This is a genomic window from Virgibacillus halodenitrificans, from assembly GCF_001878675.1.
Classification (GTDB): domain Bacteria; phylum Bacillota; class Bacilli; order Bacillales; family Amphibacillaceae; genus Virgibacillus_Q; species Virgibacillus_Q halodenitrificans.
Window position 1 is genome coordinate 2633744 of record NZ_CP017962.1, and the last position, 15273, is coordinate 2649016.

The 15273-nt window shown below is 38.1% G+C and carries 14 protein-coding genes; 4 read left to right on the forward strand and 10 right to left on the reverse strand.

What is annotated here, in order from left to right; translation table 11 throughout:
- Positions 1-204 precede the first annotated feature (204 nt).
- From BME96_RS13700 to BME96_RS13710, 3 genes are all read left to right on the forward strand, one after another.
- On the forward strand, positions 205-792 hold the full coding sequence (locus BME96_RS13700) for a class D sortase (protein ID WP_019377777.1): 588 nt from the start codon (positions 205-207) through the stop codon (positions 790-792).
- 92 nt (positions 793-884) lie between these two features.
- A complete protein-coding gene (locus BME96_RS13705; protein WP_083547471.1) occupies positions 885-1829 on the forward strand; it encodes an LCP family glycopolymer transferase in 945 nt (314 codons plus the stop codon).
- A gap of 282 nt (positions 1830-2111) precedes the next feature.
- Positions 2112-4130: a penicillin-binding transpeptidase domain-containing protein gene (locus tag BME96_RS13710; protein WP_071649326.1), complete on the forward strand. Its 2019-nt coding sequence runs from the start codon at positions 2112-2114 to the stop codon at positions 4128-4130.
- 35 nt (positions 4131-4165) lie between these two features.
- On the opposite strand, the gene BME96_RS13715 is transcribed toward BME96_RS13710, so the two are convergent.
- From BME96_RS13715 to pxpB, 10 genes are all read right to left on the reverse strand, one after another.
- Positions 4166-4597 carry an IDEAL domain-containing protein gene (locus tag BME96_RS13715; protein WP_019377780.1) on the reverse strand — a complete coding sequence of 144 codons (432 nt, stop codon included), beginning with the start codon at positions 4595-4597 and terminating at the stop codon, positions 4166-4168.
- Between the two features lie 158 nt (positions 4598-4755).
- Entirely contained in the window at positions 4756-5784 is a 1029-nt protein-coding gene (locus tag BME96_RS13720) for a hypothetical protein (RefSeq protein WP_071649327.1), read from the reverse strand.
- Positions 5785-5983: 199 nt separating this feature from the next.
- Positions 5984-6340, reverse strand: a complete 357-nt coding sequence (locus BME96_RS13725) for a DUF779 domain-containing protein (RefSeq protein WP_019377782.1) — start codon at positions 6338-6340, stop codon at positions 5984-5986.
- Positions 6341-6505: 165 nt separating this feature from the next.
- On the reverse strand, positions 6506-8026 hold the full coding sequence (adh, locus tag BME96_RS13730) for an aldehyde dehydrogenase (RefSeq protein WP_019377783.1): 1521 nt from the start codon (positions 8024-8026) through the stop codon (positions 6506-6508).
- Positions 8027-8443: 417 nt separating this feature from the next.
- Entirely contained in the window at positions 8444-8626 is a 183-nt protein-coding gene (locus tag BME96_RS13735) for a cold-shock protein (RefSeq protein WP_019377784.1), read from the reverse strand.
- Positions 8627-8812: 186 nt separating this feature from the next.
- On the reverse strand, positions 8813-9556 hold the full coding sequence (locus BME96_RS13740) for a Cof-type HAD-IIB family hydrolase (protein WP_019377785.1): 744 nt from the start codon (positions 9554-9556) through the stop codon (positions 8813-8815).
- 14 nt (positions 9557-9570) lie between these two features.
- Positions 9571-10755 (reverse strand): MDR family MFS transporter, encoded by a 1185-nt coding sequence (locus tag BME96_RS13745; RefSeq protein ID WP_026041428.1) that lies wholly within the window; start codon positions 10753-10755, stop codon positions 9571-9573.
- 172 nt (positions 10756-10927) lie between these two features.
- On the reverse strand, positions 10928-11878 hold the full coding sequence (locus BME96_RS13750) for a 5-oxoprolinase subunit C family protein (protein WP_071649328.1): 951 nt from the start codon (positions 11876-11878) through the stop codon (positions 10928-10930).
- Positions 11879-11924: 46 nt separating this feature from the next.
- Complete coding sequence (locus tag BME96_RS13755) at positions 11925-12689, reverse strand: LamB/YcsF family protein (RefSeq protein ID WP_071649329.1); 765 nt, start codon at positions 12687-12689, stop codon at positions 11925-11927.
- Entirely contained in the window at positions 12682-13413 is a 732-nt protein-coding gene (gene pxpB / locus BME96_RS13760; RefSeq protein ID WP_071649330.1) for a 5-oxoprolinase subunit PxpB, read from the reverse strand. The genes BME96_RS13755 and pxpB overlap by 8 nt, the downstream gene beginning before the upstream one ends.
- 157 nt (positions 13414-13570) lie before the next feature.
- Here pxpB and BME96_RS13765 point away from each other — a divergent pair, with 157 nt between their 5' ends.
- Entirely contained in the window at positions 13571-15232 is a 1662-nt protein-coding gene (locus tag BME96_RS13765; RefSeq protein ID WP_060678486.1) for an SLC13 family permease, read from the forward strand.
- The last annotated feature ends 41 nt before the right edge of the window (positions 15233-15273 follow it).

Genomic DNA, 15273 nt, shown 5'->3' on the forward strand with positions numbered 1-15273 from the left:
TTGAAAAACCTCAAAAACAGCCGTTTATTCTATATAACGAACAGATTTCTCTTGTTTACAACTAATTACGTCTATTTACTTAGTTTTATAAATTATTAATTCTTATTTAAGAACAGTTTAACTACTCAAATTAAAAAGGTAACTCCTTCCAAAACTGTGGTAAATCTTATATACTAAGAGAAATGGTGTAAGGAGATTCGTCCTATGAAAAAGCTTGCTATACTTTTAGTGTTCTGTGGAATAGTTTTCTTAAGCTATGGGGGCTATCAATGGTATAAAACAACAAACGCCCAAAAAGAATCCTTAGCCGAAGCGAAAAATTTACTTAACCAAGCCAATGCCACTTCTGAAAAGCAATCACCTGGAACTAGTTTTTCCCCACAGCATGGTGAAACATCAGGAATTTTACATATCCCTAAACTAGAGGCAGACTTGCCAATTGTGGAAGGAACAGACGAAGATGATTTAGAAAAAGGTGTTGGACATTATAGTGGAACTGCGTATCCACAACAGGACGACCAAATCGTCTTATCGGGACATCGTGATACCGTCTTTCGCCGTATGGGAGAATTGCAGCTTGGTGACATTTTGACGGTAAAGTTGCCATATGGTGACTTTTCCTATGAAATTGTGGAGACAAAGGTAGTTCCGGCAGATGATTTATCTGTAATTGCTTCCACTGCACCTAATGAAATCCTAACCGTTACAACTTGTTATCCATTTTCCTATATCGGGAATGCTCCTGATCGTTATATTATTACAGCAATTCCAACTAAAGTTCAGAATAAATAGACGCTTGAAATGTTTTTGGTTATAATTTAGAAGGAGTTTTAATTTTTTTACACATGCTATAAATTGCATACATTGGTTAAAGGAGAATGAATGTGGAATCACGATTAGATAAACGAAAAGGTAAAAAGAAACGGAAATGGCCCTTCTGGCTTGCGGGAATAATCATAGTCTTCCTCTTAATAGGTGGAGGATTTGCATATTATGTATGGGACAAACTAGGGGATACTGTGGAGACAATGCATACACCTCTTGCAAGGGATAATGATCCGGATCGTCAGAAAGAGCTTGACTCTATTTTAAAAAACAAAAAATCACTTAATATCCTGTTACTTGGAGTGGATGAGCGTGAAGGTGATAAAGGGCGCTCAGATACCATGATTTTGTTGTCATTGAACCCCAAAACAAATTCGATGATGATGTTTAGTATACCAAGGGACACCTACGTGAATATTCCAGGTCGTGGCATGGATAAGATCAATCATGCTTATGCATTTGGTGATGTGGAATTATCCATTCAAACAGTGGAAGATGCTTTCGACCTTCCCGTCCATTATTATGCTAAGGTAAATATGGAAGGATTCCAGCAAGGGATTGATGCTTTAGGTGGCATCACAGTAAAAAATAACCAGGAATTCTCTCAGGGTGGAGAGAATTTTACAAAGGGGACTCTCCAATTAAATGGAGAAGAAGCTTTGAAATACATCCGTATGCGTAAAAACGATCCCCGCGGAGACCTTGGCCGAAACGAAAGACAACGTAATGTAATTACAGCAGCCATGAACAAGGCAGCCAACTTCTCAAGCATAACTAAAGTTGGCGATATACTTGAAATTCTCGGTGGTAATGTTCAAACAGATATGGACATGGATACAATGCAGAATTTATTCAGTAATTATCGGGATGTTCGTAAAACAACAAAAACGCTCGAAATTGATGGCAGTGGTCAAAAGATTAATTCTATTTGGTACTATGTGGTACCTGATTCAGAATTTGAGCGTATCCAACAAGAGATCACCAATCATATGGAAGCAAGATAATTAAAGAACAAAAGCGTAAGCGCCTTGATCACCCCCGACTAGCTTAAGATGAGCCTCTATGTGGTGACCTTTACCACAAAGAGGCTTGACTTAAGACCATGAGGGGGTAGGCGCTGGAGCTGGAAATGGCTAATTCAGTAATACAAATTATCCATAGGTTCTAAAATTTATAGTTTCCTAAGCAACAAAAAAGTCACCTGGGCATATTTTCCTTGTGACTTTTCTTTTCTTACTTTTCTTAAAGCAAATCCACTTTTGATGTGAGTGGAGAAGGAGGTACTTATGAAAAAAGTTATTTTATTATTTTCCATGTTGCTTATTTTATTTCTCATTTCCTGTTCCAATGATGAAGTTACCCCAAATGAACGTTTTGAGACTTATGTAAAACAATGGAATAAACAGAAGTTCGAGGACATGTATGACATGCTTTCCACAAAAACAAAGGAAACGTATTCTCCAGAGAATTTTATTGACAGATACGACAAAATCTATGGCGATTTAAATATATCGGATTTAAAAATTGAAATGGATAAACTGGACGAAGAAAAGTTGGATACGGCCATGGACGAAGGCAAGGCAACGATCCCGTTTAAAGTGACAATGCAGAGTATTGCTGGACCAATCACTTTTGATTATGAAGCAAAATTAGTTCAGGAAGAAAAAGAAGAGGAAAAAGACTGGTTTTTACAATGGGATCCTGGTTTTATTTTTCCAGCAATGAAAGATGGTGGAGAGGTCAATCTTCATACCACTGCCCCACAACGAGGAGAAATCCTTGATCGAAACCAAATGCAGTTGGCAATTAATGCACCTGTCTATGAAATTGGCTTAATTCCTGAGAAAATGGGTCCAGATTCTGACAAGGCAAAAAAAGAACTTGCCGGCCTCTTAGGTATGTCGGTCGAAGAGATTGATAAAGCATTAAATGCCAATTGGGTAGAACCAGATCTATTTGTACCTTTAACCAAAATACCAACAACAAAGGAAGACTTGTTAGACAAACTCTTTCAAGTAAATGGTGTAACTAACAAAGAGGTGACTGGGCGAGTTTATCCAGCCGGAAAAGCGACTGCCCATCTCGTTGGCTATGTAGGAAAAGTTACCGCAGAAGATTTGGAAGAAGTGGAGCCTGGTACTTACGGGCCAAATGATGTGATAGGTAAACGAGGGTTAGAACAGTTATATGAAAAGCAGCTCCGCGGAGAACAAGGTGCTCAGATAACCATTACCAAGGATGGCGAAGAGGAAACACTTCTTGCTGAGAAGCCAGTGAAAAATGGAGAAAACGTTACTGTGACGATTGATGTAAATGTACAGGAGAAAATATATAAATCCTTTGACGGGGATGCAGGAACTGCAACAGCGATCAACCCAAAAACCGGTGAGACACTTGCCCTTGTCAGTAGTCCGTCATTTGACCCTAATGATATGCTCTATGGCACCAGTGACTCCATGTGGAAGGATCTGCAGGAGGATGAAAAAAAACCTTTGCTTAACCGATTTTCTGCTACATTTGCTCCGGGCTCTGTAATTAAGCCAATTACTGGTGCAATTGGGTTAAATAATGGAACAATTAAGCCAGGTGAAGGTATTAAAATAGAAGGACTGGATTGGAGCAATGGGAAGGGGTGGGGTGATTACCAAGTCCACCGTGTTTCAGAATCTAATGGACCCGTTGATCTTACAGACGCACTCGTACGCTCGGATAATATCTTCTTTGCTATGAAGGCAGTTGAAATGGGAAGTGAAGCATATGTTAAGGGCTTGAAGCAATTTGGCTTAAGTGAGAAAATGCCGTATGAATATCCGATTGCAGCTTCTACAATATCTTCAAATGGGAAGCTAGAGGATGAAGTTCTTTTAGCCAATTCAAGCTACGGACAAGGAGAGTTAGAAATGAGCTCCCTTCACCTTGCAACAGCTTATACTACTTTTCTAAATGGTGGTTCCATGCTAAAACCAACTCTTCTTACTAGTGAAGATAAAGGACAGATTTGGAAAAAAGATTTAATTACAAAAGATCAAGCGAATCACATTCAAGAAGCTTTACGCAAAGTGGTTGAAAAAGGTACTGCCTCAAAATACGCAAAAAACGCTGAGTTTCCTGTTTCAGGTAAAACCGGTACTGCAGAGTTAAAGCTTACAAATGAAGGTGGCGGAGAGGAAAACGGTTGGTTTGTTGGCTATCCTACGGAAACTCCTGATATCTTAATAGCTATGATGGTGCAGCAGACACAGGACCGTGGAGGCAGTGGCTATACCACTAAAAAGGTTATCGAAGCTTTAAATGATATAAAATAAAACAAAAGGCACTTCCGATAGAAGGAAGTGCCTTTTCACAGCAATTTTACTAATTCATAAAATGAACTTTCGTCCCTAGTGTCAAGTGCTTTGTCAATCAATCTGGAAAGATTAAGCTTCTCCAATTGCTCAATAATGGTGTCACTCTCTTTTTTTGTAGTCGTTTTCGGTGATTTATTAAAGTATGGCTCCGCTAAAGAATTTAACTGATATATAAACTCAGGAATAGCAACAAGATCAGTCATTTTACGAAAAATTACATCTTTACCTCGCTGGAAAGCAAAAGTATCATGAATGTTCTCTATCTTTTTTGTTTTACGGTGGATGCGAATTTCTTTTGATTCAATTGGTACAAACTGATAAACCTTATTGTCAATGATCACAGAAAAATATTGGTATGCAAGCACGATTCGTACATGGTTTGTTTCTGCTTTAATATAATAAGGCTTTAGCATCTTCACAATCATTTACGTCCACCTCCATCTAATACAGAGTGTACAGAAAAAACCTTATCTAAATTTTCTGTAAATTTATTTTACTATATAATTACCTTTTTAACAAGACTATTTCCATCTTAAATTCTAAAAAAAACAGCTTAAGTATCCATTCAAGCTGCCCACACCCTTTAATCTTGTATCATATTTATGATGAAATTATTTATTTCTTGTACCTCTGTTTTAGTAATGGTATATTTCTGTTCCTCCTTCTCCATCGCTTCCCCAGCTATCTTTAATTCTTCTATTCCCTTCTTCATATACGATTTATATCTGTTATTTAATTCATGTATACGAGCAGCATGAGCTTCGTCTGTCCCCGGGCTTATTAATTTTTCATACATATCGATTATTTTATCACTTGCTCTATCAGGAAAGAATTCATGAGGATCTGTACTGTCAAATATACAAAAATTCATTTCAGGTACGAACACCATATCTACACTATTTGGATCAAAACTACAATAATAAAGCTCTACATCATAACCGTAATCCTCACACGCACTAGCTACTTTCTTCATTAACGTAGACTTTCCAGTGCCCGCTCTCCCCTTTATAAAATAAGCGTTGGAGACCTGTTCAAGTAAGTGAGGTACCACGTTGACAACTCCATCCTTTGTATTCGTTCCAAATAGTCTGATACGTCTACTGGCATTCCGGTTTATCTTCGGGAATTCTTCTAGCACCATGTTAATAAAATCACTTGTAAGCTGGTTTGCTTTCTCAAAATCCATCTCATTAATGTATACTTCTTCAAGATCATCATGCACTGAAAGTCCCGTTTTAAAAGATTGATGTGCTTCTTCAAGATGATGAATATGTGCTTTGGAAGCTGTTGTGCTTGGTTCACCTTTAATAAATAAATTCAAATCCAACTCAAATGCTCCAGTAACCTCTGAAGCAATATGGTCACTAACTATAGCAATCGATTTATCTCTTACAATTACGCCATCCAGAAACTCTTTACCAAAAGCACTGAGGAAAATCTCGTAATCGTTTTTTTTCTGTTTTTTTATAAACTCGTTTATTACCATTGTTTTTAAGGTAAGTGACGGGTGTCTTAAAATAACAACTTGATTTATATCTTCTATATTTGATTTAAGATGGTTAACGAGTCCTTTGGCTGTATTTCCCGAAACATAATAGTATTTTTTATTCAATTAAACACACCCTTTTTATGTTTCTTCTATATTATGTATATTCTGTAATACTGGTGAATTATGCTAATTGAATTTCGGAAGCCAGAATGGGTCAATAGGAAAATAAATTTAGTTATTAAAAATCCGAACCGATTCACTTAATGCTAAGTCACAGTTCGGATTTTCCTTATCACGGTCGTTTTTAAAAATAAGCTTGGTATTATTCAGCTATTTCTTTCCTCTCATCCTCAGTAAAGACTCTTGATCGTGTTAAGAAACGTTTCCCCTCAGGTCCTTCAAGAGAAAACATTCCTCCACGGCCCTTAACAGCATCAATAATCAATTGAGTGTGCTTCCAGTAATTATATTGATCCTTTGAAATATAAAAAGGTGTATCTGCAATTTCACCTAATAACAAGTCAGATTCACCTACACGAAATTCTCCTCGTTGATAACACATTGGTGAACTGCCATCACAACAGCCACCAGATTGGTGAAACATTAAATCACCGTGAATCTCCTTTAAACTATTAATCAATTTAATTGCTTCTTCTGTTGCAGTTACCCGCTCTACCATAGTCCATCACCCCCTAATACTAACTTCCATCAGTACTTATACGTGTAGATAAAAAAGTTTAATTGCCAGCAGGGAGACATCGTTACATTTGGTTGGTGGTGCAGAAAAAGAGCTAATATAAAAATTAGCTCTTTTCTATTTAATCAAGCTTCACAAAAACACCTTCTAAAATAACCCTGCTGCACCTTCACTGTAGCTGATGAGGAGATTTTTTGTTTGCTGATAATGGTCAAGCATCATAAGATGGTTCTCTCTTCCAATACCAGATTTTTTATAACCTCCAAATGCTGCATGTGCTGGATACTGGTGATAACAATTTGTCCATACTCGCCCTGCTTCAATTCCTCTTCCAAAACGGTATGCCGTATTTATATTTCTTGTCCAAACACCTGCACCTAATCCATACAATGTGTCATTAGCAATTTCCATTGCCTCCTCCTTACTTTTAAACGTAGTTACGGACAGAACAGGCCCAAAGATTTCTTCCTGAAAGACACGCATATTATTTTTCCCTTTAAAAATAGTTGGTTCAACGTAATATCCACTTTCCAGTTCACCTTCCAATTTATTTACATTGCCCCCAACTAAGACTTCTGCACCTTCTTCCTTACCAATATCCAGATATGATTTAATCTTTTCCATTTGTTCTTCGGATGCTTGTGCCCCCATCATGGTGTCTGTATCTAATGGATGACCGATTTTAATTTGTTTTACCCTTTCTACCGCTCGTTCCATAAATTTATCATAAATGGACTCATGTACTAACGCTCTCGATGGACATGTACACACTTCACCTTGGTTGAGGGCGAACATAACCATCCCCTCGATTGCTTTATCTAAAAATCCATCATCATGGTCCATTACATCTTCAAAGAATATATTTGGTGACTTACCACCAAGCTCCAATGTAACAGGAATAATATTTTCAGAAGCATATTGCATAATTAAGCGGCCTGTGGTTGTTTCACCAGTGAAAGCTATTTTAGAGATACGGCTGTTTGAAGCAAGAGGCTTACCAGCTTCAACCCCAAAGCCATTCACAATATTAACTACTCCTGGGGGAAGCAAGTCCTGAATAATCTCCATGAACACATGGATGGAGGCAGGTGTCTGTTCAGCTGGTTTTAAAACAACACAGTTTCCCGCAGCCAAGGCAGGTGCCAGTTTCCAAGTAGCCATCAGCAACGGAAAATTCCATGGAATAATCTGACCTACAACTCCAAGTGGCTCATGGAAATGGTAAGCAACCGTATCTTGGTCGATTTGACTGATACCACCCTCTTGGGCCCGGATTGCCCCGGAAAAATAACGGAAATGGTCCACCGCTAAAGGAATATCTGCTGCAAGTGTTTCTCTTACAGCCTTTCCGTTGTCCCAAGTTTCCGCAACTGCCAGTCGTTCCAGGTTTTCTTCCATTCGATCTGCTATCTTATTTAAGATATTTGCACGCTCCGCCACGGAAGTATTTGCCCATGAATCTTTTGCTTCATATGCTGCATCAATGGCTGCCTCAACATCGTCCTTTGTTGACCTAGCAACCTCACAGAATACCTTTCCTGTTACAGGACTAATATTTTCAAAGTACTTTCCATTAGTAGGTTCACGGTACTCTCCACCAATAAAATTATTATACCTTTCTCTAAAATTTACTAGAGACCCATCTGTATTAGGATTTGCGTACCTCATATAATTCCTCCTCTTTTTTGTAAACGTTTACATAAATGATGAAGAACTAAAGCTGTTTGTCTACTAATTAGTATACTACTCTATTCTGAATTATTGCAAATATCTGCTTAATAGAATATTTTTTGTAGCTGGCTTACTAGTGTATTTTCAAAAGTTTACATCAACTTTTAGATTATGTCGGTAGATTTTATAGCTCTATTTCAACTGTTGTAGTATAAACTTTACCTTGCACTTACCATATGTATTTAGATTTTATTTGCAAAATGAAACCCCTGACAGTACATCTGACAGGGGGTTCATGAAACGAAGCTATAGAAAGACGATGGAAGGAACTCCACCGTCAATGCTTGAAATATATAGTAATTAATAATATCAACTAATATAGCTCCGCCTTATTCTAGAGATACTAAACTTTACTTACTTAACTTCTGGAAGAACTCGTACTTCCTGCTTCATTGTCGAGTGACAAAGTGGGCATTCAGGCTCCTCACTGAAACTGTAAGATTCTCTCATCCAACCTTGGCATTCCTCACTAGTACATGACCAGACGTTGGTCTCCACCTCTGGTACTGGCTCTTTTGGTCCACGAGAAAATGACATCGTAGCATCTCCTTTCCTATACACCTCTATTATACGCCTTTATTACCAACAAAGGAAGGGCTTTAGAATACTTCCTTGTTAAACCCAACCTTAACATACTATGTACTTATTTCTAGATATATTCATCCATAAGTTAAGTATTGACATATAAATAGAGAACTATACTTAGGCATATATAGCAAAGGCTTAAAGTACAAAGCGCTCTATTGCTTTAGCTACACCGTCATTGTTGTTTGTATCTGTTACATAATCTGCAGCTTTTTTGATAGCTTCCTGTGCATTCCCCATTGCTACACCAATTCCCGCTGCTTGAATCATTTTCATATCATTCAGGCTATCCCCTACTGCCATAACCTCTTGCATCGTGAAATCAAGCTTCTTACATACCGTTTCAAGGGCACTTGCTTTACTAACTCCCTTAGGATTAGCTTCTAAATTAGTTGGCAATGAGTTGGTTAACTCAAGACCTTCGATATACGAAAGCTCCTTAACCATTTTATCCAGCTTTTCTTTATCGTAAGAATCACAACCAAATTTTAGCCATTTATAATCTTGGAAGCTCCTTGGCGGTGTTTCACGGAATACTCCCTCTGTGGAAACAATCCACATCGATAAACCTATTTCCTTACCAAGTGTCCACATTTTTTCCATTGTATCTGCATCCAATAGATGCTGTTCAATTATTTCCTTCTCAACTGTATAAATTTCGCCTCCGTTGGAAGTTATTAGGTAAGAGGGTAATTTTAAGGTCACAGCATAGGGATAACAGGATTGTAGCCATCGGCCAGTGCTTAATACGACATGCACTCCTTTTTCAAGTGCTTTTTCAATTACCTTTTTCGTATAATCGCTTACTTCATGCTCATTAGTTAATAATGTACCATCCATATCTAATGCCACTAACTTGATCTCTTTTTTCATTTGTTCCATAATAAATTCCTCCTTTATTGTGTTCGTTGTTGTTCTTGATTGACCTTAAAATCATAAAACCGGGTAGTGATAAATGGAATGATCAATAGAAATAGTAAAACAAAAAATAATAATTCAATATTAAACGTATCCACAATAAAACCACCAAATACAGGCCCAATCATTCTTCCAGCTGCTCCAACACTGTTTACGACACCTTGGTAAAATCCTGCTCTTCCTTTTGGAGCAAGTGAATTTGCTAACGAAGGTATCGCTGGCCAAAAAAGCATTTCGCCAACAGTTAAAATAACCATTGCCACAGCAAACATAGTAAAATCCCTTGCAAACATTGCTATAATAAACGAAGCTATAAAAATAACCGTTCCGATATAGATATGCTTTTTTTCCGATGTGACTTTGTTTGATACCCATTTAACCAGAGGCTGGCCTAGTACAATTAGAAAACCATTTATCGCCCAAAGTGCACTGTATTGTTCGAGCGGTATTCCTATATCCTGGGTGTGGGAAGCAATGGTGGATTGCCATTGACTATAGGAAATCCATGCAATCAAAAACCCTCCACACAATATAAACAATCCTGCAAATGCTGATTTATTTCTAATTTTTCCACTCTGCTCAAGTACAGAAGTGTGCATCTGTCTATCACGTTCATTATCCAAAGGCTTAAATGTAAAAAGTACAATTAAAAAAAAGACAATAAACAAAGATGCATTAGCAATAAATATATAATCAAACGATATACTGGCTACATACCCTCCAATAGTAGCTCCTAAGGCAACTCCAAGGTTTTGTGCAACATAAATAGCATTGAAAGAGCGGCGGCCTCCCTCTGGCCAAAGTGATCCTGCCATGGCAAACATGACCGGCCAGGTAATCCCATTCCCAAAACCTATAATCACGAGTAAAATCGCATAGGCAGTAATTACATCATGTGTAAATACTAAAACTAAGGTTGCAGCCATCGCCAAGCCTGTCCCATATAGAATCGTCTTATAGGCGCTAAATCGATCAAAAAGAGCCCCTCCAATAAGATTGCCCACAATTGCTGCTCCTTGGTTAAACATTAAAATCAGCCCTGCAAACGCAAGGCTTTTTCCAAGTTCGTTATGCATATAGATTGTATTTAATGGCCATAAAAATGACCCGCCAGTGACATTAATTGTTGTTGCTATTACTAATAGCCAAATATACTTTGGCATCCTCATCATCTCGCATTCTCGTGTTAGTATCTAAGATATTCTAATATATTTCGAGTGACTAAGCAACGGATTAATGAGAGAAATATTTTATATGTTTAGCAACACGTTTTATCTATAAGAAATTAAACGAAGAAATTTTAAATACTTCTTCTACTTGCAGTGGTTCTGAATGCTAGCGAGAGGGCATATGCTTTCGAATCATGCCAAGGGTGACTAATTCTCTTTCAAGTCTTATTACACGCTCCTGAGCCTCTTCCACACTTATAGGATAGAAGCTCACTTCACTTTTTGTAGGCAACTGAGCAATTTTAGGCAAGTCTGTAGAGATAACCGTACCAATTCTTGGATATCCCCCTGTTGGCTGGCGATCTGCCATAAGAATAATAGGTTGCCCATTTGGCGGGACTTGAATTCCTCCAAATGGAATGGCATCTGACCAAATATCCTGCTTTATTGTACCCACTTTTTTTGAATTGGATAAACGATATCCCATACGGTTCGAATTGGGTTCCACAAGAAAGGTCTTATTAAAGAACTCTTTTCTTTCATTGCTTTTAAAACTGGACATATGTGGCCCTTCAATCACTGCAACTTCAATAGAGGTTGCATACGTGGGAATAAGATGCTTTGATAGACCAACTCCCCCTTGCACGCTTTTTGGTAAACCTTGCAGTGTGCCGTAATGATCCAGGGTTTGTCCAATTCCACTTCGTATATCAGTAGACTGACTTTGAAATAGTACAGGAACATCAAATCCTCCAGCAACAGAAATATATGCGCGGACACCTGAATGGTATTTACCAAATGATAACACATCACCTTTCTCTAATTGGAAAGTTGACCACATGGGGCGAGATTGACCATTTACTTCAGGTTCTAAGTTGGCACCCGTGATTGCTACCGTTATCTCAGCCATTGCTTGAAGCTTCGGACCAATTAAAGTGACTTCCAAAGACGCAGTATTCCTCCTATTACCTACCAATATATTTCCAATTTGAAATGCATATAGATCCATGGCCCCAGCTACCGGGAGTCCATATTTCTGGAAACCGATTCTCCCCATGTCTTGAAAAGTTGTATAAATACCTGGTTTAATTACTTGAAAAATAGGACTGCTATCCATTGTATTACTCCTTTACTACCGCTTCATTTAAAAACCGACATCCAAATTAGTTGCTTACCCCCTTGATTTGTATGTTTTGTTCTTTAAGTATCTGCCTTAGCTTTTTCACAAAGTTTACCGCGTTTGAACCATCACCATGAACACATACCGTGTCTGCTTCAATAGGAATTATTTCTCCAGTCACGGAAAATACTTCCCCTTTATCTATCATTCTTCTAACTTGCTCTGCAGCTGTCTCCGTGTCATCTATTAAAGCACCATCTCTATTCCTTGGCGTTAGCTTTCCATCTGCTTGGTAGGTTCGGTCAGCAAATACTTCTGAAGCTACTTGTAAACCAATTTGATGGCCGGCTTTCACTAATTCACTACCAGCCAGGCCATATAATATGAGCTGAGGATCTACATCATGTATAGCTCTTGCAATAGCATCTGCCGCCCCGCGCTTATTTGCAGCCATATTATAAAGCGCTCCATGAGGTTTTACATGGTTCAGGTTCACTTGATGGACAGTACAGAATGCTTGTATGCTTCCAATTTGAAAGACCATCATTTGATAAATCTCTTTATTTGTATATGGGATCAGCCTTCTGCCAAATCCCGCCAGGTCGGGAAAACCGGGATGGGCACCAATACAAACATTATATGCCTTTGCTAATTCTACCGTTTTATTCATCACATGCGGGTCACCTGCATGACCGCCACATGCAATATTAGCCGAACTAATATATTTTATAATTTCCTCATCCACGCCAAATGAATAAGCTCCAAAACCTTCTCCCATATCACAATTTAAATCAATATATTTACCCATAAAATTCTTCCTCTATTTTTAATTTATATGTTTTTTCTACAATCTGCTCCTCTATGGAGGAGAATTTCTTTGCAGTTACCTCTTCAAATTTAACATAATCACCAGCTCGAAATAGAAATTCATCTCCTTTATTATAAATATCAAAAAGAGTTATTGGCGTTTTACCTATAATATTCCACCCACCTGGCGATTCTAAAGGGTAGATCCCAGTTTGTTCATACGCTATTCCAATGGAGCCTGGGGGAGTTCTGTCTCTTGGCTTATCTAAGCGCGGTGTAGCAAGTTTTTGTTCCAATCCTCCTAAATATGGAAAACCTGGTAAGAACCCCAACATATAAACCAAGTAGTTGGGCTTTTGATGAAGTTCAATAACTTCAGATACTGTCAAAGCATTTTGATTCGCGACACGCTCCAAATCCGGCCCCCATTCTCCACCGTATAGTACTGGAATAGTGAGTCTCCTGGAAATTACATTTTCTTTATGGAGGGGTATATCCACCAACTGTTTTATCTGGGTACTAAGTTGTTTATATGTACTTACATGTGGCTTATAATAAATTGTTATAGAATCAAAGGCAGGGACCAATTCAATTATTGCATCATTTCCCATGTTTTCGAGGTAATTACAGAACATCTTTATCTTATAGATGAGTTTAGGTGAAACATTATCTTTAAAAGAGATTCTTATACCCGCATCTCCAACAGGATCTATGGTGAAGTTCATATCATTTCCATCCCTTCAGTTCTTTAACTAAATGATAGCATACTATGTTGAAATACTTCGAGTATCCTAATTTAATAACTAGTACCAATTTTCTTGCTGGTCAGGTAGAAGACTATTATAATAATTGAACAATGATTCATAAACAGGAGGTATTCGTATGATAATAGAAACATGGAATTGGCTATGGATGAAAAATGATCAAGCGAAACAGTTGCTTTTCTTTAGTGCTCCTCCCACCACACCAAAAGAAGGTGAGCAGAAAAACAGTGAAACATCCGATGATAGCAGCTTAAGTAAAAACAACAACGGGAATGGGAATGGAAAACGTTCCTATAAACCAGCCCAAAAAATTGGTTTGATTGCAGGTCCTGCGCTATTTCTGCTCATACTATTGTTTTTCTCACCAGAAAATTTGTCTAAAGAGGGTATTGCAATTCTTGCTAGTACATCCTGGATTGCTGTTTGGTGGATGACTGAGGCAATTCCTATACCTGCAACTTCATTACTGCCTATTATATTATTCCCATTAACTGGCGGCCTTGATATTGATACAACCACATCTTCTTATGGAAGTGACACAATCTTTCTTTTCATGGGTGGTTTTATGATTGCGCTTGCAATGGAGAAGTGGAATTTGCACCGACGGATTGCACTTACCATTATTTCAATAATTGGTACGAATACAGAACGTATCATATTGGGGTTTATGGTATCCACCGGTTTCCTCTCCATGTGGATCTCCAACACAGCTACAGCTATGATGATGGTCCCCATCGGATTAGCAATCATTTATCAAATATCAGATGCCTTAGAGGATGATCAATCCATTGACACTTCGAAAGAAAATTTTGGTTTCGGTAAGGCTATGATGCTCAGTATTGCTTACTCAGCATCACTTGGAGGGATTGCCACCTTGATTGGTACACCACCTAATGCAGCTTTAGCAGGCGTAATAAAAGAAATGTACGGAATAGAATTATCCTTTGCATCATGGATGCTATTCGGTGTCCCTATTGCGTGGGGGTTTATTTTTATTGTATGGTTTTATCTTGTGAAGATAGCTTACCCGTTGAAAGTGAAACAACTGCCAGGTGGTCAATCCGTTATAAAAGAGGAAAAGAAGAAGCTTGGCTTGCCTTCATTTGAGGAGAAAGCAGTGTTCGTAGTATTTATTTTAACTGCTTTTGCATGGATCACACGGTCATTTATTCTAACAGCAATTAATCCAAATATCAGTGATGCAATTATTGCTATGACTGCAGCTATCATTCTATTTATTATTCCAGCAAAAAAAAATAAAGGAGATTTTTTGCTGGATTGGCAGACAGCTGTTAAATTACCGTGGGGAATTCTTTTGTTATTTGGTGGTGGACTTGCTATTGCATCTGGCTTTACAGCTTCTGGATTGTCTGATTGGATTGGAGGACAATTAAATGCACTACAAGGTATTAATATATTTATCGTTCTTCTACTAGTTGCTGCCTTGGTTATTTTCTTAACAGAGATTACTTCGAATACGGCTACTGCCAATATGATGTATCCAATCATGGCTGCACTTGCAGTCGCTCTAGGTATCCACCCGTATGCTGTAATGATTGTAGCTGCGGTAGCTGCATCTTGTGCATTTATGCTTCCGGTAGCTACCCCTCCTAATGCTGTCGTATTTGGTTCAGGCTATTTGCGGATACCTGATATGGCCAAGGCAGGATTTGCTTTAAATATTTCAGGCATTCTGTTAGTAACTCTAGCAGTCTATTATTTGCTTCCACTAGTTTGGGGTATCGATCTCACTACCATTCCGGATTTTGTTAAAAAATAACCTTTATTAAAAAAGAGGCGCAACCTTAGATTGCACCTCTT